Consider the following 21031-nt stretch of genomic DNA (forward strand, 5'->3'; position numbering starts at 1 on the left):
TTTTTTCAAACTGATTTGCAACAGGAGTGACGAATGACTCAGGAAAAATCAGCTTCCGCCATGTCCATGATGTTCGTGGTTGTGGGAAACATGCTCGGCGCGGGCATACTCGCCCTGCCGGTCAATTTATGTGCCGCAGGTTTCTATCCATCGGTTGCCGCCACCCTGCTCATGTGGGTGCTCATGACCTACACCGCCCTGATCTATTCGGAACAAAAAAGCCTGACCACCAGTGAAAATGCTGACCTGCCCACATTTTTCCAACACGAGTTGGGCAATGCGGGGAAGTGGGTGACCATTATCGCCAACCTGATCATCCTTTACGGGGTGCTGGTGGCCTATCTCTGCGGCATATCGGCCATTATCATGAGTTTGCAATCCACCCTGCCAGAACCAGTGGTAATGGTTCTTTATTTCGCTCTGGTTACCGGAATGACAGCCTTCGGCATGAAAATGATGAAGAAATGCACGCCTTACATGGTCACAGTCATGTGGATAACCTTCGGCGCGCTCGTCTTTATGGTTGTTCCCGATGTTTCCGCGCCGAATCTTGAAAAGCTGGACTGGACCTACATTCCGGCAGGATTGCCCGTGCTGCTCATGGCCTTCCATTTCCACAACATCATTCCCAGTATCTGCCGCACCCTTGGGCATGACCGCAAAAAAATCCGCACCGCCATCATCGGCGGAACAACCATCGGCATGGTCATGAACATCACCTGGCTGCTGGTTGTACTCGGCGCACTTCCGCTCTCCAACCCGGAAACGCACATCGACCTGATCACCGCCTTCGGCAATAACGATCCGGCCACCATCCCGCTGGAAAAGCTGCTGCAAACTCCGGTATTCACTTACGTTGCATTAATCTTTGCCGTAGTAGCCATGTCCACCGCTTTCATGGCCAACGGAACCGCTCTGCTGAGCTTTATGCGCGACCTCACCTCCAGCAATTTCGGGATCGACAACAAAGCAGTTGTCTGGTGTCTGTCTTTCCTGCCTCCGCTTCTGGTCGGATTGCTCTATCCGGACATTTTCCTCATTGCCATCAACCTTGTAGGCGGAGTCGGGGAATGCATCATTTTCGGAATCCTGCCCGGATTCATTGTCTGGCGATATGCGCCCCAAGGCTCCATCCGCAAATATTCAGGCATGGTCTTAATTGTCTGCTTCGCCGCAGTGCTGCTCATCGAACTGGGACAGGAATTCGGCCTGCTGCATCTCAGCCCGAATGTGGAATACTGGTCTCATCATACGAGGTAGTTAAAAAAGCGGGGGATGATCTGAGATCATCCCCCGCTTTTTTAACTTATAATCCCGGACAGTTTCAAACACTTCTTGGTAATCTCAAACCGCGATTTGGAAAACGAAGCTCCCGGCTCAGAAGACTCAATATAGGTGGCATAGTAAAACATTCTGCCATCCTTTACTTTCACTGCCCCCACTAGCCAGCCGATCTGTGGGCTAACCCTCTGAGCCCATCCGGTCTTACCCCAAAAGGTGTAATCGTCATTTTTTTCCAAGAGCAAAAGATCTCTGACTGCCTTCTGGTTTTCCTGAGCAAAAGTGAGCCCTCCGGTATACAGCTTCTCTAAAAACTCAACCTGCTCCAAAGGAGTAACTCTTAAATTGCCATCAAGCCAGAAAGCGATTGTAGAACCTTTTGTGTCAGCATTTGTATAGCCCAGTGCCAACAACTCTTCATGTATACGCTCGCGGCCTATACGTCTGGCTGTCTCTTCAAAATACCAGATAGCTGAATACTTAACAGCCTGTTCAAGGTTCAAATCCTGATTCCAAGGTTTGTACCCGCGATTCTTACCATCCCACTTCAAAACTGAATCGACATTTTCATGCACCCCGCTCTTTAGGGCTATAAGACTATGAACGATTTTAAATGTCGATGCCGGCATCAATGGTTTATCTACCAGTTGCAAATCACTGGAAGTAATGACTTTACGTTCAGCATCAAGCAGAACAAAACAGCCCTTGTATCCACACTCTTCAAAAGGCTCGGCAAGTCGCTTATCAAGAACGACAGGACCGGCAAAAGCAATTGAGCAAAAGATGCATAAGCAAAATACAGTAACCCCAAACACCCTTAACAAAACCATGGCAGTCTCTTGTAAAAATTACTTCAGCGAACAAACTTAGAACTCAGTCTTATTCTTGACCTTCCATTCCCCATATTCTTTCTTCAAGTGAAACAGGGAATTTTCCGTTATCTGATGCGATTGCATGTCATAGATAACCGTATAATCACCTTTGACCCAAAGTTCCACTTGCGTAGGGGTCAGGGTGCGGATGCTGAAACGCAAACCCGATGTCGAAACTATCGCTTGCTGATATTTATCAAGAACCTTACGTTTTTGCAGCATGGCCCGGAAATTCTCAAAAGTGGAACTTTCGAGCAGGAACTGATCCTGCGTAAACATACGCGGGTACTCTTCATTGATGGTCACAAAATTTGTGTAGAACTTGTCAAAAAAGACCTTCATTTCATCAAGCACAGCCTGCCTCTTCTCAAGATCGCTCATCTTTTCGTAAAGAACTTTTTTTTCCTCCACGCTCATCTTGCGTGGCTTGACTATCACGGCTTCACCAATTGCGGAAGTATCAAGCTTTCCTTTTTCGGGAGCTGAGGCAGCTGCAATCTCATCCGGGGTAATACGGTGATACTTGATAAGCACCTCGGAAACCCCGGCCTGTTCAACGCTGTTATGCTTATACACAGAGCGGATGTTCAGACCAAGGCTGGTGGTGGGGAATTTACGGATTCTGGGATTCTGCTTTTTATCTGAATCCATAAGGGTAAACTCCTGCCGCTGGCCCCCGGAAAACGAAATAGCAACATCCTTAACCCGATTAACCTTACCCTGATTCGGCCCGGCATCAACCCCGTTCACAATGTAAACGGAATCAACAATAACCTGCGCCGGGAAAAAGAACTGAACCCACTCCCCGGCCCCGCTGCCCTCACTGTTCTCAATCCATCCGGTAGTACTGTTTCCGTCAGTAAGATACTTGCCGTTGAATACTGTTTCACCCTCTACGGGCACAAAAGATGACGTGCGCACATGAAATGGCTGAGCAAAAGCCATAGATGGAAGGCACAAAAGACAAACAAGAAAGATGAGCTTGCGCAACATGTAAAAATCTCCGGGAATGATAGTCTGATGAGAATTTATTTTGCAGGATCGGTGATGTTTATAACGGAATGAAGATCGGCTGAAAATACAAAAAGCCCGCCTTTCAACTGAAAAACGGGCTTAGGAGCAATCGCTTGCTCAGAAAAAGACAGTCAAACTATATATTGACTACCAGCGGGGGCGCGGTGCGCGGGGCTTCGCTTCGTTAACCTTGAGGTTACGACCGCCGAAGTCTTTACCATCCAGATTGTCGATAGCTTCCATTGCGCCAGCGTCTTCCATTTCAACAAAACCGAAGCCACGGGGACGACCGGTTTCTCTGTCTTCGATGAGTTTAACAGATACAACTTCACCGAAAGCTTCGAAAGCAGCGCGGACTTCGTCTTCAGTTGCAGACCAGGGCAGGTTACCGACATAGATGTTCTTGGACATTAAAAATTCTCCTAAAAAAATGTAAAAAACTTTCACGCAGGTGCGTCAGGTACAAAAAAAGGACAGCGAACAAGATGCGCACGCTGCTCCTTGATATACCTGTTTAAACTAAAAACAACTTCCTTCAAAGAGGCCGTTGTCAACTAAAGACACAGTTTTACTACTTCCCTATAAAAGTCAAGCAAAATATTTCAAAAATAAAATGTTTTTTTTGAAAATATATTCGGCTTCGATAGTAAAACCCCAAATTATACTTTAGAACTCCGCACGTTACGGCGTCTTCTCCTTGGAGGACGACCCGGCTTGCGCTGTCCGCTATCTTCACTGTTTGTTGAAGATTTTCCATACTTGCGTTTTTGCGAACTGCGAGAGCTGCGACCACCTTCACCAGCACCGGATCCTTTCTCAGAATTTCTTTCCGAACTTCTTTCCGAACGTCTTCCAGCTCCCCTTTCGGACCGTTTAGCTCCCCCTCTACCGGTATTTCCGCCGGATCTGCGGGGGTTACTCTTTTGGTCCGCGTGAGCATTAGGCTTATCGTAATCAAAATCTTCCAGCGTGCGATGCTCAATGGAGTACCCCACAGCCTTTTCAATTTCACGCATGAGCCGCAGGTCATCACGGGTAACAAATGAAAATGCGCTGCCGCTACGCCCTGCGCGCCCGGTCCTGCCGATGCGGTGGGTGTAGGTTTCTGCGGTATCGGGCACATCAAGGTTGATAACGTGGGTGATGCGGTCGCAATCAATTCCGCGCGCTGCAATATCTGTTGCAACCATAACTTTGAAGGTGCCGTCCCGGAATCCGTCCAGAGAACGCTGACGCTGATTCTGGCTCATATTACCCTGCAAAAAAGTGGCCTTATGACCACGAGCCGCAAGCCTGCGGGCCAAATTCTTAGCCTTGTGCTTGGTGCGGGTAAAAACCAGCATGCTATCGTATTTAGTCTGTTCAAGAACTCTGAACAACAGGTTGTTTTTCAAGTGCTGGCTGACCGGATAAAAAATATGTTCCACGGTCTTGGCCGGGGCGGTATTCGCCACCTGCACAGTCGCCGGATTATAAAGGATTTTATCCGCCAGTTCACGGATATCGTGAGGCATGGTTGCGGAAAAAAGAAGGTTCTGACGACGCTTGGGAAGACGGGCCATGATCTTGCGGATATCCGGCAGAAAGCCCATATCCAGCATGCGGTCGGCCTCATCCAGTACAAGGGTGTCCAGCTTGTCCAGCTTGATCACGCCCTGATTAAGCAGGTCCAGCAGTCTGCCGGGACAGGCGACTACAACGGATGAACGGCGGGCAGCCTGAATCTGGGGCATGGCTCCCACTCCGCCGAAAACAGCGGCACTGCGGATTCCGGCCTCAACGCCCAGCTCCATAAAATTTTCATGAATCTGCAAAGCAAGTTCACGGGTCGGCGCAAGTACCAGCACACGCACAGGTCCCTGACCGGAGAAATTATTCTCCAGCAGACGCTGCATGATAGGCAGGGCAAAAGCGGCGGTTTTACCGGTTCCGGTCTGGGCAAGGCCCATTACATCGCGCCCTTTGAGGACTTCGGGAATGGCTTTTTCCTGAATTGGGGTCGGCGTTTCATAGCCGCAAGCATTGATTCCGGCCATGATGCGCCGGTCAAAAGAAAATTGTTTGAAACTCACAAATATATCCGTGGTGATAGGACTGTATCTGACGGCTGCGCGTGACGGCAACCGTGCTGCGGAAATTATTCCGAATACTTAATAATCTCTGGAACGTAGAGGATAAGGGCTCCGAAAAATGGAGCGAAAATTCCGATTTAAGGAATGCGATCTTTATATGCGTCCAGTCACGCCGAGGTGGGAGTTAGTGACTTATTATGGGGTAAATGTAAAGGGGAAATGTGGTGATGGTTGAAAGCAGATTGGAACACAATTCAAAACATAAACAAGATTATGTTTAATAAATAATTTACTTTATAACCACATAACTAGCTATATAAAACGATATTGCGAAAAATCAACATTTAAAAGACTATACCATTACAATCACACACAAAATGCACTCACAGAGCCTCCCGCTGCAATTCACAAGAAAAAAACACAAAAACATTCATATCTCAGTATGTTATGCTCACTTTTTATTCTCAACCATTATCACCTTCTTTCTATCATATTTATATGCTCGTACGTGCTTATTTTCATTTTTAGAGTGGACTTTAGATTTAAAGTTTGGTTAACGTACAAAAAGAAAAGGGAGACGTTGGCAGACGTCTCCCTAATTCAGCCGGTTCACGATTTTTTTATAGGTTAAAAGCCTACGCTAAGAACTTGGCACAATAAACAACCACAGTCTGTACAGAAGGCTGTGGTTGTTGCTTTTCAAAATCCAATACAAAGCGAAAAATCGCCTCACAGAACTCGAAAAAACCATCGCCGTATTTGTTCAAAATCCAGAGACAAAATAAATCCAGCAATCGTAATGGAATTTCAGATCGCGGCTTAGGATTTCTAGGACTGTTGACCGAGGCCTTTGGCCCCGAATAAAGACTATCCATATTTGCCTCACTTACGCGAACCAAGCTACCAACTCAAACTTTACTAAACTTTATCTGGAAACTTCCCAAAATATATGTTGTAATTTAAAGTTTGTCGTTGCTTTAGAAAGTATAGTAACAGACTCAAAAATTCGGTCAAGACTCTCTAGACTTTTTCTACTACTAATCGGCGATAACCCTTGGGAGAGTAAGGAAAAGTCGTGTGGAACACGACTTTTCCACAGTTGTTCATCGCTTGTGCAATACCGCTTAAGACACTGAAAAACTGGACTATTCACACTACAATCTTTGTCTTTTTTTTACGTACTTCAAGGATAGCCAAACAAAAAAAATTCCGCAGCACCAAAGCACTGCGGAATCTTATATTCAAATCAACATCCCCTAAGGGACATTAAATCTTAGTAGCGGTAGTGATCAGGCTTGTAAGGACCTTCAACATCAACGTTGATGTAACCGGCCTGTTCTTCGGTCAGAACTTCAAGCTCAACACCGAGACGCTCGAGGTGAAGTCTTGCAACTTCTTCATCAAGCTTCTTGGAGAGAATCATTACTTTGGGTTCGTACTCGTTTTTAGCGAGGTCGATCTGTGCAAGGGCCTGGTTGGTGAAGCTGTTGGACATTACAAAACTGGGGTGTCCGGTAGCACAACCGAGGTTTACGAGGCGGCCTTCAGCGAGAACGATTACGGACTTGCCGGATTCCATAACCCATTTATCAACCTGAGGCTTGATTTCGATCTTCTTGGCAGTCTTGCTGTCTTCAAGGTAGCCCATTTCGATTTCGTTATCAAAGTGACCGATGTTGCAGATAATTGCTTCATCTTTCATTTTGGAAATGTGCTCGCCGGTTACAACGTGGTAGTTACCGGTGCAGGTAACGAAAACATCACCGCGCTCAACAGCTTTAGCCATGGGGCATACTTCGAAGCCTTCCATTGCTGCCTGAAGCGCGCAGATGGGGTCAACTTCAGTAACCAGAACACGGGCACCAAAACCGCGCATGGACTGGGCACACCCCTTACCAACATCACCGTAACCGACAACAACAACGACTTTACCGGCGATCATTACGTCGGTAGCGCGTTTGATGCCGTCAGCGAGGGACTCGCGGCAACCGTAGAGGTTGTCGAACTTGGACTTGGTAACGGAATCGTTAACGTTGATTGCGGGGAAGAGCAGCTCGCCTGCTTCCTGCATCTGGTAGAGGCGATGTACGCCGGTGGTGGTTTCTTCGGAAACACCGCGAACCTGCTTAGCAATAGCAGTCCACTTACCGGGATTCTCTGCAACGGAAAGTTTGAGACGATCCAGAACGCACTGGAATTCCTTGTTGTCGGTCTTCTCATCAAGGATGGAAGCATCAGCTTCTGCTTTCACACCGTGGTGAATAAGCAGAGTAGCGTCGCCGCCGTCATCAACGATGAGATCGGGACCGGAACCGTCAGGCCATGTGAGAGCCTGCTCGGTGCACCACCAGTATTCTTCGAGGGTTTCACCCTTCCATGCGAATACCTTAGCAGTACCGTTGGCTGCGATAGCTGCGGCAGCGTGGTCCTGAGTGGAAAAAATGTTGCAGGATGCCCAGCGGATATCAGCACCGAGAGCATAAAGAGTCTCGATAAGCATTGCAGTCTGGATGGTCATATGCAGGGAGCCCATGACTTTAAGACCTTTGAGGGGCTTTTCTTTACCGTACTTCTCACGGATAGACATGAGACCGGGCATTTCACGTTCGGAAAGCTGCATTTCTTTATTACCCCAGTCAGCAAGGGAAATGTCAGCAACTTTGTAATCAAGCTTTGAATCTACTTTAAGCATTGTATCCTCCAAAATTTAACTATTTTTTCTCTGATATATAAACAAGGACGGTCAGTCCTTCATTTACGGGAAAACGACGAACACTAACGGACTCAAGACCTGCATCTTTCACCCAGCAGCCAAGTTCGTCTTCTGTAAAACCGAGCCTGCGGTCACCGAATTCACTGCGCATGCGCTCATTTGAATGGGACAGGAAATCAGCAATGACCAGCTTGCCGCCGCTGGAAAGGGTCCGCGCAGCTTCGGCAACAGCCTTGTCCGGACGCGGCAGATGATGCAGGACCATGGAAATAAAAGTCAGGTCCGCCTCCCAGTCACGCAGGGGCAAATGGGTAAGCTCGCCGATACGCAGGCTCACGTCTGGATGATTACCCAGACGTTTTTCCGCCAGTTCCAGCATCTTGGGGGAGCTGTCCACCCCGATAACTGTATCGCACTTGGCAAGCAGACTTTCCAGCAAAGACCCGTTACCGCAACCGAGGTCAACTCCCACAGAACAACGATCCACCAAGTCCAGCAGTTCGCTGTCAATATTGAATTCGCCGAACACATCGCGCTGTAAACGCTCCCAATCCTCGGCAATTTCATCAAAAAATTTACGGGTTTCCAAATTGCGTTCGGCCAGCACCTTGGCTACCCGGTGACGATCTTCTTCCACTTCCGGTTCATTTTCAATGAGCCAGCTGATGGATTCCGCAAAACGATTTCCGCTGCCGGAACGAGCCAGACGGTAGAAATTCCAGAGCCCTTCCCTTCTGGACTCCAGAAGGCCGTTCTCATGCATGATTTTCAAATGGCGCGAAACACGGGGCTGAGACATTCCCAGCACCTGCACAACCTCACCAACATTGAGTTCATTGTCCCGAAGCATGGCCAGCAGTCTGATCCTGATCTCATCGGACAAAGCCTTGCTGAATTTCAAAATTTCCATCAAATACCCCATCGGCAAAACATAACGACATCTTTATATAACAAAATCTCAATTTGCACTACCCGCAGTATCAGAAAGCGTCAAGCACTAAAATAATATGGTCGCGCAAAACATTTTGCCAAGTTGAAATTTAATGTATAAAGAAACTTCATCAAGAGAACTTTACGGATATATCATATAATATGGCAGCAAAGAAAAAATATAACGGCCCCCGCAAGCGGGTATTCCACCCCAGGCAACGCCAGACAAGACATTTAGGCGAGGCTATGGGGGACTATGTCTCGAATCTGGATGGGAAATACAAGCTCATGATTCCAAGACTTTGGAAGGCATGGCCTGAGTTGATGGGCGAGCTTGCCGAATTCGCCAAACCGCTGGGTCACCGCAAGCGCACATTGATCCTCGCTTCCGACGATTCCGTGGCCGCGCAGGAGCTTTCATATTTCGCCCCGGAGATCCTTGAAAGAATAAATTCATTTTTTGGTGAAGAAGTCTTTGACAAGGTGCTATTTGAACTGCTAAACGGCAGGGTTCCATTGGACGGGTACGAATTGAAACGTGCTGAGTTCAAGGACGCCAAGATCAAAAAACCCGGCAAAATAGGCGGGTTGAAAGACAAATTTGATCCAGAATCGGCGGTCGGAAGATGTTATCTAAGATACGTCCGCCTTTTTGAAAAATCATAATATTTCAGGGCACAAAGCCCACCTTAAGGAGGATAACATGAGTGAAGAAACACCCACCCTCGAGAGTCTTGAACTGAAAAAGCCCCTCGACAAAATGACCACTAAGGACCTGCGTCAGCTCTGCATCGACAAAATGCCCCTGATCGCTGGTGCTTCCGGTATGGACAAAGAGACCATCATCTCCAATATCAAGGAATACCTTGGAATTGAAGACGAAGAAGGCGCAGTCTCTCCTTACAAAGATCAGATCATCTCCATCAAAAGAAAGATGAGAGAAATGCGTATCGAGAAAAAAGCTGTTGATGGCCGCGAAAAACGCAGCCAGCTTCGTCGCAGAATCAACAGAATGAAAAAGCAGACTCGCGCGCTTGCTAGAGCTCTGTAATAATTTTATTTTCGAAATATGTTGAATATTTCGAAAATAGTTGTTGACAGGAAGAGTCTTTCCAAATAAACACTCTTCTCGTTGCTGGGACATCGTTCAATCGGCAGGACGACGGGTTCTGGTTCCGTTAATCAAGGTTCGAGTCCTTGTGTCCCAGCCAACAACATATTTTTTGAGATGCGTCCCCATCGTCTAGCCTGGCCCAGGACACCGGCCTTTCACGCCGGCGACAGGGGTTCAAATCCCCTTGGGGACGCCAACTCAAATCAAGACTTGACCTGCCAGACCAAGTCACCAAAAATCCGGCTTCACACTTTGTTTTAGGCCAACGTGAAGCAGGTACATATTCAAGATGCGTCCCCATCGTCTAGCCTGGCCCAGGACACCGGCCTTTCACGCCGGCGACGGGGGTTCAAATCCCCCTGGGGACGCCACGAAATTTCTAAGCTCGATTCGCAAGAATCGAGCTTTTTCGTATTTAAAGCCCCAAAAGAAATATCTTCCCAGACCTTTCCTCCCCCCGAATAAGGCTTTCCCCCTAAGTTGACAGCATAAATATGTTCATGCAATCCATGAAAATCACTCCTCACTTCTATCGGGCAAAATATGAGCAAAGAACACATCGACAAAGCTATCGGCCAACACTGGGACGCAAGACGAACCAATCCAGTCCACCTCCGCGACAGGTGGTGGAAGTCCCCAAGAATTGTTGCGCACATCAATCACATGATCTGCGGTAAAAGTTTTGAAGGGGTCAATGAAGGGTCAATCTACCTCATAAAAGATATGCTTGAGGGCAAATCATTTGGGGAAGCCCTTTCACTCGGCTGCGGCGGTGCCCATAAGGAACTGGAATTCGTAAAGCAGGGTCTTGTTCAACATTTTTATCTTTACGAGCTAAGCCGAAAGAATTGCGAACTAGCCAAACAGAGATTTGAAAGCGCAGGCTGCGGTGACCGAGTCACCATCATCAATAAAGATTTTTTTGAAACCCAACCAAGAAAGTTCGATCTCATCCACTGGGATAACTCCCTGCACCACATGTTCAATGCCCGCGATGCAATCGCGCAAACTTTCGACTGCCTGCGTCCGGGCGGTGTATTCTACATGAATGACTTTGTGGGAAGCTCACGGTTCCAATGGTCAGAGGCGGAATTGGAGCAAATCAACTTTTTCAGAAAAAATCTCCCGGATGAAATTTTCATCAACCCGCTGGGCGGTAAATTCCCACGCCGGGCAGAAAGGCCTTCCCTAAAGCAGATAATCGCCGCTGATCCGTCAGAAGCCGCCGATTCAGCATCAATCATCCCCGCACTGGAAGAACTGCTTCCCAGCCCTAAAATTATCCCCACAGGCGGAACCATCTATCACACCGCACTGAACGACATACTGGTCAATATTGATGAGGATTCCCCTTTACTTACCCAAGCTTTAAAGATCGACGAAGCAATTACTAAGAGGGGATTTTTTCAGTATGCGGTTTGTTTGGCGGGGAAGGGGTAAATTTTCTTAGATGCACACAAAGAAAACGCCCAATTCTTACGAATCGGGCGTTGCCATTGAGGAAAAATATAAAAACTTACTCAATGCATGAAACCAAAGCCGTAACATTTGGAACCTGCTTATCAAGTTGCGATTGATTCACTGTAATATTCTTCCCTCCAACGATCTTAGGTCCAGACCTAAGAATAGCTATAGGAATTCCAAGAGCACCTGACACAACTGAAGCCGTATTTGCATCATTTACTTCATACTGAAACATTTTTTTAAATGCACGCTTGGAAGTCGGTGTAGTAGCCCCTCCAGGGTGGATGCAAAATTGATTAGCATTGGTAGTCCACACACTCCAAATTTCTTCGCCAATTTCATTCACTACGGTTTTAAAAGCACTGGCTGAAGACTTATTCATTTGAGTCAACCTATTGCCAATATACATATATATTTGAGGGAAACTCATTCTGTATCTGTTACTGCTTAAAAAGAACTCAGACTGAGCTTCCCCTTGATGTCTAGTCACTCCGTAGAGCAAAGACAAAACAGCCTTCACAGCTCTTTTTGACGAACCATCTGCGGAAAAAGGAATCAACAATCTTTCAGCTGCCGTCATAGCCAATTCAGTATAAATCGAAAAACTGGGGTTGCAATCTATGAAGACACAAGTGTCGACGTTTCCCCAACTATTCAAAATATCGTCAATCAAATCACGAAACCAAAGATGAACAATACGCCAAGAATCATCAGGTCCAGCATTTAGCGCAGCCAATACTCTCGAAGCCTGAATCTCAAGCTCCTCATCCCCAACAACTAAATATACGTTTGAAGGAACCCTTTCATTATAACTAGAAACATTAACCACATAATCCGCACCTTTTTTGGGTGAGACATAAGGACTTACGATACGTTCATCAATATACCCTGAAATGGTCTTCTTAGGCCTTTGAGCAGAATGAATATCTCCAAGCTTCGACTCTCCGTTAAACATACCTCCCAACAACATAGAAGAGGAATTGGCTTGTGGACAAGCATCTAGGACCAAAACCTTTTTCTCAGGATGCTGCCGAGCATACTCAGAGGCAATCTGAAACGTAAGATAGCTTTTACCTACGCCTCCTTTGTTATTCCAAAAAGCATATATGGCCATTACAAGCCCTCCTAGTTTTCCAAAATTATCTAATCACTCCCAGTACCACAGACTGAGCTATTACTGTTAATAAATTTAAATTATTTTCACTTTTAAAAGACATTACCAACTTCGTCAAATAGCCTCCCTCTTCACTTTTTTCAAAAAAGATTTACTTTCTTGTTGACAGCAATCTCGATTCTACATAAAAGGTTCTCTCGCTGCTGGGACATCGTTCAATCGGCAGGACGACGGGTTCTGGTTCCGTTAATCAAGGTTCGAGTCCTTGTGTCCCAGCCAGCAAAAATTTTACCCGCTTCACAAGTATCAGGCTACTGAAGCGGGTCTTTTATACAGATGCGTCCCCATCGTCTAGCCTGGCCCAGGACACCGGCCTTTCACGCCGGCGACGGGGGTTCAAATCCCCCTGGGGACGCCATCAGTAAAACGACCAACCAGCCAGACTGGTCGTGCCATAAAATCCAGCTTCGTAAAAAGTGATTCAGGCCACTGAAGCAGGTACATATTTTAGATGCGTCCCCATCGTCTAGCCTGGCCCAGGACACCGGCCTTTCACGCCGGCGACAGGGGTTCAAATCCCCTTGGGGACGCCATCTAGTTAAAACGACTTGCCAGCCAAGTCTTTATATAAAACCGGCTTCGTAAAAAGTGATTCAGGCCACTGAAGCAGGTGCATATTTAAGATGCGTCCCCATCGTCTAGCCTGGCCCAGGACACCGGCCTTTCACGCCGGCGACGGGGGTTCAAATCCCCCTGGGGACGCCACTTTTCATAAAAAAAGGATTGAATCGAAAGATTCAATCCTTTTTTGCTTTCCTGCCCCGGCAATCCTACTTGCTGTCCGCGATAACCCCGTTACGATGCACAAACCTGACCTCCCCATCCCGATCCACATAAATTGTCTCCGGAACCACCCTAAGCTTCCTGACCGTCACAACGGCCCCATCAGGAGCGATCTTGAACATCCGCTGCTGCGACCTTGAGAGTACATAGAGGGATTCATCAGGACACACAGCCAAACCGCAGATATACCCCATTCCGTCCGCAAAACGCACCCACTCGCCATTGCCGTACACAACATAAACGATCCCCTCATCCTGATTGGCAATGTAATGACTACGTTTGCCCTCTGCCACCAGCATCCCGGCTGAAGAAGACTCCGCCACCAAAACCAATGCAAACACTACAAATATTGCCGCAACCGCACTCCGACTCGTAAAACCTGAAAAATACAATCCGTACATTTTGAGTACCTCCAACTTGTGTTTGATTTAAGCTACGACAAGGTATAATACGAATCCAATACCATTTAACATCGTTTTAATATCAAAAAGGTATCGTTATGCGCATGCGTCAACTCCGCTATTTTCAGGCTGTTGCCGAGGAACTCCATTTTGGAAAGGCAGCAGAAAGGCTCCATATCCAACAACCGCCGCTCAGCAGGCAGATCCAGAACATAGAAGAAGAGCTTGGAGTAACCCTATTCAAGCGTACAAACCGCAAGGTGGAACTCACCGAGGAAGGCAGCTACTTCCTTCAGGAAGCCAAGGAAATACTGGCGATCATGGACCGCTCCAAAACAACCCTGCAAGCCATGGGAGACGGCACAGCGGGGAAGCTCAAGATAAGCTTCATCTATCTGGCCTTGTCATCGGCGTTCCCGGAAATAATGAGGGATTTCATCAAGGACTACCCTGATGTGGATGTCAGCCTTCATGATGAGAACACCTACTTTCAGGTTAATGCTGTTAGGGAAGGAACGCGCCACGTGGGCTTCGTAACCATGAAACTGGTCGACTTGCAGGGCCTTGAAAGCATGATCGTGCACAGGTCCACCTCATGCGCGGCAATCCCCGCAAGCCACCCCCTAGCCCAAAAGGACGTTCTAAGCCTCAAAGACCTCGCTCAGCTGCCTTACATATGCAGCACGGACTCATACTGCCGAATGCGCGTAAAAGAGATGCAGAGGATATTTGGCGAGGCAGGACTGGAGCTTAAAATCGGCATGCAATACGAGCGCAAACACACCGGGAACGTATTCGTAGCCGCCGGGCTGGGCTGGACCGTAATCAACAGCGATTCAGCCGGAACCATCCCCGATGGCATCGCCCTCAAACCGCTTGAAATAGAACTGCACCCCTTTGAGATCGGCATGGTCTGGAATCCAGAACGCATGACCCCGCTGGTGCGGAATTTTATTGAGTTTTATAAGGGGCGGGTTGATGAATAGTTTATTCTAATCATATTTTGATTAGAATAAGGCATCGATTCAAATCACAACTTGTTATTTCAGCTAATTATAGAATTAAGAAGATGAGGACCAAGAATGAACATCCCAACCCCAGAACAATGCGAAAACCTCCTCGCTTCCAACAATACCCCGGAAGCGACTATTATCCACTCCCGAATGGTGCGCGATGTTGCACGCCGCATCGGACGCGATTTGAAATGGCTGCGTGACCGGGGGCCGAATCTGGCCCTGATTACCGCTGCTGCCCTGCTGCATGACATTGCCAAGGGTAAGCCGGACCATGCAGCAGCCGGAGCGGCAATTCTGCGCGAGAACGGTTATGATGAAGTTGCCCATATTGTGGCTGCTCATAATGAACTGGAATATTCCGGCAATCTTCCGGTTACGGAAAAAGAGATCGTCTTTATTGCTGATAAACTGGTCAAAGGAGACCAGATGGTCACCGTAATTTATATTTATGACCATAAGATCGAATCATGCTCCGATGAAAATCTGCTGGCAAAATTAAAACAGAGCAAAAAAAATGCCCTGCGCATCAAGACCGCCATCGAACAGGAAACAGGCAAGAACCTTGAAGAACTTGCCATTGCTGAAGAATAAATTTCAATAAATTCAACGAAAAAGACCCGCCGTTATATTCATAGCGGCGGGCCTTTTCTATTTTAGCTCCGCAACAAAATACAATTCAACCTAAAAGTTGCAAACTTTGCATAGTTTCGCGATACTTATTCAGAGAAATTTAAGTAGCTCCTTTAAATTCAACATTTAGCATATCCATTCTATATTTAGCTGCGGATCAGGAGATACGGATGTCCAAAAAAAGCAAAATTGAAAAATATATCCAGCCCGGAGAACTCCCGGCTTTCCTGCGCAAAATCGCGGACGCCCTTGAAGGTGAAGCTTCGGCAGATGATGCCTATCTTGTGATGATTGAAGGCTTCAAAAAACTGAAAATCAACATCCGCAATGAATACGGCCACACAGCCGTAAAAGTCACAGCCAAGCCCATGTCCGTGAGCATGACGGAAAAAGAATGCCCCGAGGCAGAGATAATCGCTCCCGAAGCACAGGACAGCAGTAAGCCAAAATTTAAAAGCCTCAAAAAAAATATGAAGGCGTCCTTTAAGATTATTTTTAAATCCGTGCACGCGGGCACCCTTCCGCCGCCGGAAGTGGTGGAAGAATTCATGGCGGACTCGAAACTTATGGTCAGTTTTGAAGGCTATGGCGATGAATATTACGACGAATACATGGCAGCATGCTACAAGTTCCAGCAGGCCTGCAATGATTCAGATGTAGAATCCGCCCACAAAGCCTGTGACGAAATCAACAGCATCACCGCCCATTGCCATTCTCGGTACAAATAAGAGGACAAAATGAATACAGCAGTTTCCTGCCCTGCGGCAGTAAAAGTTTCTCCTGAAATTTCTGATGAAGACCGTCAAATATTTCATGAAGTCATTTCCACCGACCTTGCCGACTGGCAGATTGAACAGGTGGAAACCCCTTCCAAGGTCCATGCCCGGCAGGAAAACCTGCTTGCCGTGCACTGGCACCCGGAATTCGTGCCCTTTGAGCATATTACCCGGCGTGTGGAAAAGATGTTCCCCAATGTGCATGATAAGCTGATGATCCCCACCCAGCACAATGTGCTCATGAGTTACGGAGATTACACCGGGGTGGAAGTGGACTGCTACGCCAGCGGCTTTAATCAGAAAGTTCAGCTGTTGCTCCACTTTGAAAATGAGAAGGTAAAAGAGGCCCATGTGCTAAAATCCATGCTGGCCCACACCTTCAAGTACCGCTCCTCACAGCTTTTCGAATACATGGACACCATTACCAAACCCATGAGAGAGCGTATTGAAAAGGCTGCAAAGTCCACCGGTGCAGACGAAGACCTAGTGGAAATGGTCCGGGTATACGTAACCAAGATCCAGACCTTGCTCGATGATGAATGGTCCAGCGTGCCCAAGGATTCCATTAAAAACAAATTGCTGAGCAACTACTTCGACGCCATGCGCCCCAAATACGGCGATACCCTGATCAACCGTATTCAGGCCTATCTCAAGGCGGTAAAAAAGCTGGTCAAGAGCGATTTTTCACTCAAATTCTTCTACCGGGCCACCGAGGTCATTGAGGAAGCGCGCTCTCTGGGCGGCTGCGTGGTTATTCCCCACCCGGAAGAGTTCTGGCCCATCCTGCTGGCAAAATACGATGTGGACGGTATTGAGGTCTGGAATCCGCAATCCCAGCGTTACACCGACTTCCTCATTTCCGTGGTCAATGAACAAAACGCATCCCGTCCCGCCGGGAACAATGAACTGCTCATCTTCATGGGCGATGACTGCCACATGAGTGAAAAAACCAAACCGCTGGACACTCAGGACCCGGGCAAGGCAGCCCGCGAAATCGGCCTGCAACCCGCATGGGACGACCTGAACATCAGGAAAAAATTAATCGTGGCCGGAATCGATCGCCACTCAGTAATCAAGGAATACAAAGCCCGCATGAAAGGCTAGCATCCTCTCCACATAAAACCATAACCACAGACACACAAACATGCTCACATTTGAAGGTTTGGACGAAAATTTCAAGTTCCTCATCCTTGAGGTATTGAATCAGCTTAAGGCTACCCGGGAATTCGTAAAGTCGCCTTCCCGTTCCCTATTCCGTAAAATAACTTCGCGCGACGACTACATCGATAACATGAAAACAGTTATCGAAAATAAATCCTATTCACGCATCAACAACTCCATTGATCTTGAGCCCAAACTATTGAACAAAATCAGGGCAATTCAGCTATCCTCGGTCAACCTGGAGCGCATCGGAGATCATTGCGTCAACATCGTCAACCAGATGGCCTACCTTGAGGACAAAGGCTACGTTAACCGCTACGAATGCGCCGAAGCCTTTGATATTATCGAAGGAAGCACCGCAAAAATAGCAGACGGTTTCAGCTCGGAAGATATGCCTCTGGCCCTTGAGATCTGCAAATCCGAAAACAGGCTGGATTCATTATACAAGGACAATTTCAACCGTATCATGGCTGAAATGGGCAGTGGTAAAAACATCCCCGATCTGGTGACCTGCCTTTTTATTTTCCGTTACCTTGAAAGAATCGGCGATTCCCTGCTCAACATCGGGGAGGCAATCATCTTTTCCATTCTCGGCGAACGCATCAAAATCGAACAGTTTGAATCCCTGCAACAAACCTTGAGCGTTTCCGGATATGACGGATCTTTCTCGGACATCGATTTTCAAGGCATCTGGGGCTCCCGTTCAGGCTGCCGTATCGGACATGTTCAATCCAAGGACAAGGATCAGGCTCCCCCGGTGGCACAGGGAAGTATTTATAAAGAAGGGAATCTCGACAAAATCAGACTTGAACGGACCAGCCTTGAACAATGGAATAAGCGTTTTCCGGGCATGGTCCCTGAAATCTTCGGGTTCCACGAAACCAAGGAAGAGAACAAAGGTTCCATGCTGGTTGAATTCCTGCCCGGCTGTACCCTTGATACCATGATCCTGACCTCGGATGATGCCGACCTTGAAAACGCACTGTTCACTCTTGAGCAGACCCTGCGCCATGTCTGGACCACCACCAAGAAAGATGCTCCGGTCCCGACCACCTTTATGGATCAGCTCAAATCCCGCCAGAACGGCGTATTGCAGGTCCATCCTGAATTCCATCGCAATGCCCGTCAGATGGGCGATACTGAAATAATCTCATCCGAAGAGTTGATCGAGGAATGCCTGACTATTGAGCAGTCGCTTCCGGCTCCGTTTACCGTATTCATCCACGGCGATTTCAACTGCAACAACGTGGTTTACAGCAATGATGACGAAAGGGTCAGGTTCATTGACCTGCACCGCTCCCGCGATTTCGACTACATACAGGATCTCTCGGTTTTCCTTGTTTCCGGCTTCCGCATGCCTGTTTTCGAACGGCCCATCAGGAACAAAATCAACGCGGTAATTTCCCGCATGTACAGCTTTACAGAAGAATTCGCCCAGGAAAACAACGATGAAACATGGCAGGCCCGTCTGGCACTGGCACTGGCCCGTTCTTTCTACACATCCACCCGTTTCGAATTCAATTACACCTTTGCCAAGGAAATGTTCAACCGATCCATGTTCCTGCTGGAAAAGGTTCACCGCTACAACGGAAATTGGGACCATTTCATCCTGCCGGAAGATATCCTCCATTACTAAAAAGCAATAAAGGTGCTGACTATGAAAATAGGCGTAATAGGACTCAAGGGCGCGTGGTCGTCCGAACAACTTGCCAGAGCAGTTGCCGAGAAAACAGGCCGGGAAACACAGATTTTTGAAATGCAGGATGTGCGGCTTGATCTGCCTTCCGGGCGGGCTACGGTGGAGGGATACGACCTCTCCACTTTTGATGCGCTGGTCATAAAAAAAATCGGCAAGCAGTACTCACCGGATCTTCTGGACCGTCTGGAAATGCTGCGCCTGCTTGAAGGGCGCGGGGTACAGATTTTCTCCTCCCCCTACTCCATCCTGCGCGTGCTGGACCGGCTCACCTGCACCATCTCCCTGCAACTGGGCGATATCCCCATGCCTCCCACCACCATTACCGAAGATGTGGACCATGCCCTCGCCGCAGTGGAAGAATACGGCGAAGCTGTTTTCAAGCCCCTGTACAGCACCAAGGCCCGAGGCATGTTTGTACTCAAACCCGGCCCGGACGCCCGTAAGACCATTGAGAATTACCATAAGGATTACAGCACCATGTACATCCAAAAGACCATAGACCTCAATGACAGCGACCTCGGCATTGTCTTTCTCGGCGGGAAGTATCTGACCACCTACGCCCGCTGCAAGACGACTGATTCATGGAACACCACCACAGTAAACGGCGGCAAATACGCCCCCATAGACCCCCCGCAGGAAATTATTGACCTCGCCCAGAAAGCGCAGGCCATCTTCAACCTCGATTTCACCTGTGTGGACGTGGCTATCACCCCTGAAGGACCCTATATTTTTGAAGTCTCTGCTTTCGGCGGCTTTCGCGGCCTGCTTGATGCGCGAGGTATTGATGCTGCTGCCCATTACGTAGACTATGTCATTAAGAAGGTGAAAGGATAATGGAGCAAAGCACTATCACCAGATCCGCAATTGTTGAAAAATTCCGCAATAAATTTTCTGCAAACGAGTCCCTGTTCATTAACTTCTGCGGCTGTGTAATTGAAACAAGAGTCAACAATTCCAAGCTACTGTCCAACCTGAAAAACTACTTCAAAGAATTTCTGGTAAACGCCCATAAAGGCGACATCCTGATTACCGCCCACGAGTGTCCCAAGGCGGACCTCGGCCTGAAATATACCGTAAAACAACCGGAACCGGGCAAGAGCAAAATCAAAGAAGAATTTCACAATCTTCCCGATGGTCGCGTGGTTTACAAAAGACTGACCGGAATGATCTTCGTTTTCGGCGGGAAAGATAATATTGCCATCGGCCCCTGCATTGAAAACTCCAATCAGCTCATCAACTTCATCAACAACCGATTCATCGAATACAAAATAAACAAGGGCTGTTTTCTCGGGCACGCCGCAGGTGTTATCCAGAATGGTCGGGGCATCGCTCTGGCTGGTTTTTCCGGCATGGGTAAATCCACCCTCGCCCTGCACCTGATGAGCCGGGGCACAACTTTTGTCAGCAATGACCGGATCATGGCTGAAGACAGCGATGGTTACCTGACGATGTACGGGGTGGCCAAACAGCCACGCATCAACCCCGGAACAGCACTGAACAACCCGGACCTATCCTGCATCGTGGCCCCGGAAGATAAGAAAAAATTCCTTGCCATGCCCAAGGAAGAACTCTGGGAACTTGAGCACAAGTACGATGCCCTCATTGACGAATGTTACGGTAAAAATAAATTTAAACTCAAAGCCTCCATGAACGCGCTGTTCATTCTCAACTGGACCCGCGATAATTCTGATATCGTCATCAAGAAAGTAGATCCCAAAGAGCGCAAGGACCTGCTTCCCGCATTTATGAAAGAGCCGGGGCTTTTTTATCTCCCGGATTCTCCAGAAAAAGAAAGGGCTCCAAGTGTTGACGCCTATGCTGATTTTCTGTCAAAGACAACTCTCGTTGAAATCAGCGGCGGCGTGGATTTTGATAAAGCCGCCGATGCCTGCCTCAAATTTATGAAAAAAGGCAGTATATAAATACAACTT

Annotated in this window: 19 protein-coding genes and 7 tRNA genes; 18 read left to right on the forward strand and 8 right to left on the reverse strand. The window is 47.8% G+C overall.

Annotation, left to right across the window (positions count from 1 at the left end; genetic code table 11):
* Positions 1-33 precede the first annotated feature (33 nt).
* Positions 34-1260 carry an aromatic amino acid transport family protein gene (locus tag FMS18_RS09035; protein ID WP_163293677.1) on the forward strand — a complete coding sequence of 409 codons (1227 nt, stop codon included), beginning with the start codon at positions 34-36 and terminating at the stop codon, positions 1258-1260.
* Between the two features lie 41 nt (positions 1261-1301).
* Here the strand turns inward: FMS18_RS09035 and FMS18_RS09040 are convergent, their stop codons facing one another.
* From FMS18_RS09040 to FMS18_RS09065, 6 genes are all read right to left on the reverse strand, one after another.
* Complete coding sequence (locus FMS18_RS09040; protein WP_163293679.1) at positions 1302-2111, reverse strand: class D beta-lactamase; 810 nt, start codon at positions 2109-2111, stop codon at positions 1302-1304.
* Between the two features lie 36 nt (positions 2112-2147).
* Positions 2148-3146, reverse strand: coding sequence for a hypothetical protein (locus FMS18_RS09045; protein WP_163293682.1), 999 nt, complete (start codon positions 3144-3146; stop codon positions 2148-2150).
* Between the two features lie 168 nt (positions 3147-3314).
* Positions 3315-3578 (reverse strand): RNA-binding protein, encoded by a 264-nt coding sequence (locus FMS18_RS09050; RefSeq protein WP_015852943.1) that lies wholly within the window; start codon positions 3576-3578, stop codon positions 3315-3317.
* A 248-nt stretch (positions 3579-3826) separates the two neighbouring features.
* Entirely contained in the window at positions 3827-5239 is a 1413-nt protein-coding gene (locus FMS18_RS09055) for a DEAD/DEAH box helicase (RefSeq protein ID WP_163293684.1), read from the reverse strand.
* A gap of 1273 nt (positions 5240-6512) precedes the next feature.
* Entirely contained in the window at positions 6513-7931 is a 1419-nt protein-coding gene (gene ahcY / locus FMS18_RS09060) for an adenosylhomocysteinase (RefSeq protein WP_163293686.1), read from the reverse strand.
* A 19-nt stretch (positions 7932-7950) separates the two neighbouring features.
* Entirely contained in the window at positions 7951-8862 is a 912-nt protein-coding gene (locus tag FMS18_RS09065) for a metalloregulator ArsR/SmtB family transcription factor (protein ID WP_163293688.1), read from the reverse strand.
* Positions 8863-9044: 182 nt separating this feature from the next.
* Between FMS18_RS09065 and FMS18_RS09070 the strand changes: the two genes are divergently transcribed.
* The 6 genes from FMS18_RS09070 to FMS18_RS09095 all read left to right on the forward strand — a co-directional run bounded on the left by FMS18_RS09070 (position 9045) and on the right by FMS18_RS09095 (position 11436).
* Positions 9045-9548: a DUF721 domain-containing protein gene (locus FMS18_RS09070; RefSeq protein ID WP_163293690.1), complete on the forward strand. Its 504-nt coding sequence runs from the start codon at positions 9045-9047 to the stop codon at positions 9546-9548.
* 37 nt (positions 9549-9585) lie between these two features.
* A complete protein-coding gene (locus FMS18_RS09075; protein WP_136675253.1) occupies positions 9586-9933 on the forward strand; it encodes a hypothetical protein in 348 nt (115 codons plus the stop codon).
* 85 nt (positions 9934-10018) lie between these two features.
* Positions 10019-10093: transfer RNA gene (locus FMS18_RS09080), tRNA-Gln, on the forward strand.
* Positions 10094-10114: 21 nt separating this feature from the next.
* A tRNA-Glu gene (locus FMS18_RS09085) sits at positions 10115-10192 on the forward strand.
* A gap of 97 nt (positions 10193-10289) precedes the next feature.
* A tRNA-Glu gene (locus tag FMS18_RS09090) sits at positions 10290-10367 on the forward strand.
* A 172-nt stretch (positions 10368-10539) separates the two neighbouring features.
* Positions 10540-11436, forward strand: a complete 897-nt coding sequence (locus tag FMS18_RS09095; protein ID WP_163293692.1) for a class I SAM-dependent methyltransferase — start codon at positions 10540-10542, stop codon at positions 11434-11436.
* 76 nt (positions 11437-11512) lie between these two features.
* Here FMS18_RS09095 and FMS18_RS09100 read toward each other — a convergent pair whose 3' ends face one another.
* Positions 11513-12574: a ParA family protein gene (locus FMS18_RS09100; RefSeq protein WP_163293694.1), complete on the reverse strand. Its 1062-nt coding sequence runs from the start codon at positions 12572-12574 to the stop codon at positions 11513-11515.
* A gap of 204 nt (positions 12575-12778) precedes the next feature.
* Here FMS18_RS09100 and FMS18_RS09105 point away from each other — a divergent pair.
* The 4 genes from FMS18_RS09105 to FMS18_RS09120 all read left to right on the forward strand — a co-directional run bounded on the left by FMS18_RS09105 (position 12779) and on the right by FMS18_RS09120 (position 13339).
* Positions 12779-12853: transfer RNA gene (locus FMS18_RS09105), tRNA-Gln, on the forward strand.
* A gap of 61 nt (positions 12854-12914) precedes the next feature.
* Positions 12915-12992 (forward strand) — tRNA-Glu (locus FMS18_RS09110).
* A 97-nt stretch (positions 12993-13089) separates the two neighbouring features.
* Positions 13090-13167: transfer RNA gene (locus FMS18_RS09115), tRNA-Glu, on the forward strand.
* Positions 13168-13261: 94 nt separating this feature from the next.
* Positions 13262-13339, forward strand: a tRNA-Glu gene (locus FMS18_RS09120).
* A gap of 65 nt (positions 13340-13404) precedes the next feature.
* Here the strand turns inward: FMS18_RS09120 and FMS18_RS09125 are convergent.
* Positions 13405-13818 (reverse strand): hypothetical protein, encoded by a 414-nt coding sequence (locus tag FMS18_RS09125; protein ID WP_163293696.1) that lies wholly within the window; start codon positions 13816-13818, stop codon positions 13405-13407.
* A 98-nt stretch (positions 13819-13916) separates the two neighbouring features.
* Between FMS18_RS09125 and FMS18_RS09130 the strand changes: the two genes are divergently transcribed.
* The 7 genes from FMS18_RS09130 to FMS18_RS09160 all read left to right on the forward strand — a co-directional run bounded on the left by FMS18_RS09130 (position 13917) and on the right by FMS18_RS09160 (position 21022).
* Positions 13917-14804: a LysR family transcriptional regulator gene (locus tag FMS18_RS09130; RefSeq protein ID WP_163293698.1), complete on the forward strand. Its 888-nt coding sequence runs from the start codon at positions 13917-13919 to the stop codon at positions 14802-14804.
* Between the two features lie 96 nt (positions 14805-14900).
* A complete protein-coding gene (locus tag FMS18_RS09135) occupies positions 14901-15425 on the forward strand; it encodes an HD domain-containing protein (protein ID WP_163293700.1) in 525 nt (174 codons plus the stop codon).
* Between the two features lie 209 nt (positions 15426-15634).
* Complete coding sequence (locus FMS18_RS09140; protein WP_163293702.1) at positions 15635-16192, forward strand: GAK system XXXCH domain-containing protein; 558 nt, start codon at positions 15635-15637, stop codon at positions 16190-16192.
* Between the two features lie 9 nt (positions 16193-16201).
* Positions 16202-17344, forward strand: a complete 1143-nt coding sequence (locus tag FMS18_RS09145) for a hypothetical protein (protein ID WP_163293704.1) — start codon at positions 16202-16204, stop codon at positions 17342-17344.
* Between the two features lie 40 nt (positions 17345-17384).
* On the forward strand, positions 17385-19037 hold the full coding sequence (locus FMS18_RS09150) for a PhoU domain-containing protein (RefSeq protein WP_163293706.1): 1653 nt from the start codon (positions 17385-17387) through the stop codon (positions 19035-19037).
* A 21-nt stretch (positions 19038-19058) separates the two neighbouring features.
* Positions 19059-19934 (forward strand): GAK system ATP-grasp enzyme, encoded by an 876-nt coding sequence (locus tag FMS18_RS09155; protein WP_163293709.1) that lies wholly within the window; start codon positions 19059-19061, stop codon positions 19932-19934.
* Positions 19934-21022, forward strand: a complete 1089-nt coding sequence (locus FMS18_RS09160) for an HprK-related kinase B (RefSeq protein ID WP_163293711.1) — start codon at positions 19934-19936, stop codon at positions 21020-21022. The genes FMS18_RS09155 and FMS18_RS09160 overlap by 1 nt, the downstream gene beginning before the upstream one ends.
* Positions 21023-21031: the final 9 nt, after the last annotated feature.

This window comes from Desulfovibrio sp. JC022, assembly GCF_010470665.1.
Taxonomy (GTDB): Bacteria; Desulfobacterota; Desulfovibrionia; order Desulfovibrionales; family Desulfovibrionaceae; genus Maridesulfovibrio.

Coding starts and splice junctions, on each gene's coding strand:
- FMS18_RS09035 (WP_163293677.1), top strand. CDS start 34: ATGACTCAGGAAAAATCAGCTTCCGCCATGTCCATGATGTTCGTGGTT.
- FMS18_RS09040 (WP_163293679.1), bottom strand. CDS start 2,111: ATGGTTTTGTTAAGGGTGTTTGGGGTTACTGTATTTTGCTTATGCATC.
- FMS18_RS09045 (WP_163293682.1), bottom strand. CDS start 3,146: ATGTTGCGCAAGCTCATCTTTCTTGTTTGTCTTTTGTGCCTTCCATCT.
- FMS18_RS09050 (WP_015852943.1), bottom strand. CDS start 3,578: ATGTCCAAGAACATCTATGTCGGTAACCTGCCCTGGTCTGCAACTGAA.
- ahcY (WP_163293686.1), bottom strand. CDS start 7,931: ATGCTTAAAGTAGATTCAAAGCTTGATTACAAAGTTGCTGACATTTCC.
- FMS18_RS09065 (WP_163293688.1), bottom strand. CDS start 8,862: ATGGAAATTTTGAAATTCAGCAAGGCTTTGTCCGATGAGATCAGGATC.
- FMS18_RS09070 (WP_163293690.1), top strand. CDS start 9,045: ATGGCAGCAAAGAAAAAATATAACGGCCCCCGCAAGCGGGTATTCCAC.
- FMS18_RS09075 (WP_136675253.1), top strand. CDS start 9,586: ATGAGTGAAGAAACACCCACCCTCGAGAGTCTTGAACTGAAAAAGCCC.
- FMS18_RS09095 (WP_163293692.1), top strand. CDS start 10,540: ATGAGCAAAGAACACATCGACAAAGCTATCGGCCAACACTGGGACGCA.
- FMS18_RS09100 (WP_163293694.1), bottom strand. CDS start 12,574: ATGGCCATATATGCTTTTTGGAATAACAAAGGAGGCGTAGGTAAAAGC.
- FMS18_RS09125 (WP_163293696.1), bottom strand. CDS start 13,818: ATGTACGGATTGTATTTTTCAGGTTTTACGAGTCGGAGTGCGGTTGCG.
- FMS18_RS09130 (WP_163293698.1), top strand. CDS start 13,917: ATGCGCATGCGTCAACTCCGCTATTTTCAGGCTGTTGCCGAGGAACTC.
- FMS18_RS09135 (WP_163293700.1), top strand. CDS start 14,901: ATGAACATCCCAACCCCAGAACAATGCGAAAACCTCCTCGCTTCCAAC.
- FMS18_RS09140 (WP_163293702.1), top strand. CDS start 15,635: ATGTCCAAAAAAAGCAAAATTGAAAAATATATCCAGCCCGGAGAACTC.
- FMS18_RS09145 (WP_163293704.1), top strand. CDS start 16,202: ATGAATACAGCAGTTTCCTGCCCTGCGGCAGTAAAAGTTTCTCCTGAA.
- FMS18_RS09150 (WP_163293706.1), top strand. CDS start 17,385: ATGCTCACATTTGAAGGTTTGGACGAAAATTTCAAGTTCCTCATCCTT.
- FMS18_RS09155 (WP_163293709.1), top strand. CDS start 19,059: ATGAAAATAGGCGTAATAGGACTCAAGGGCGCGTGGTCGTCCGAACAA.
- FMS18_RS09160 (WP_163293711.1), top strand. CDS start 19,934: ATGGAGCAAAGCACTATCACCAGATCCGCAATTGTTGAAAAATTCCGC.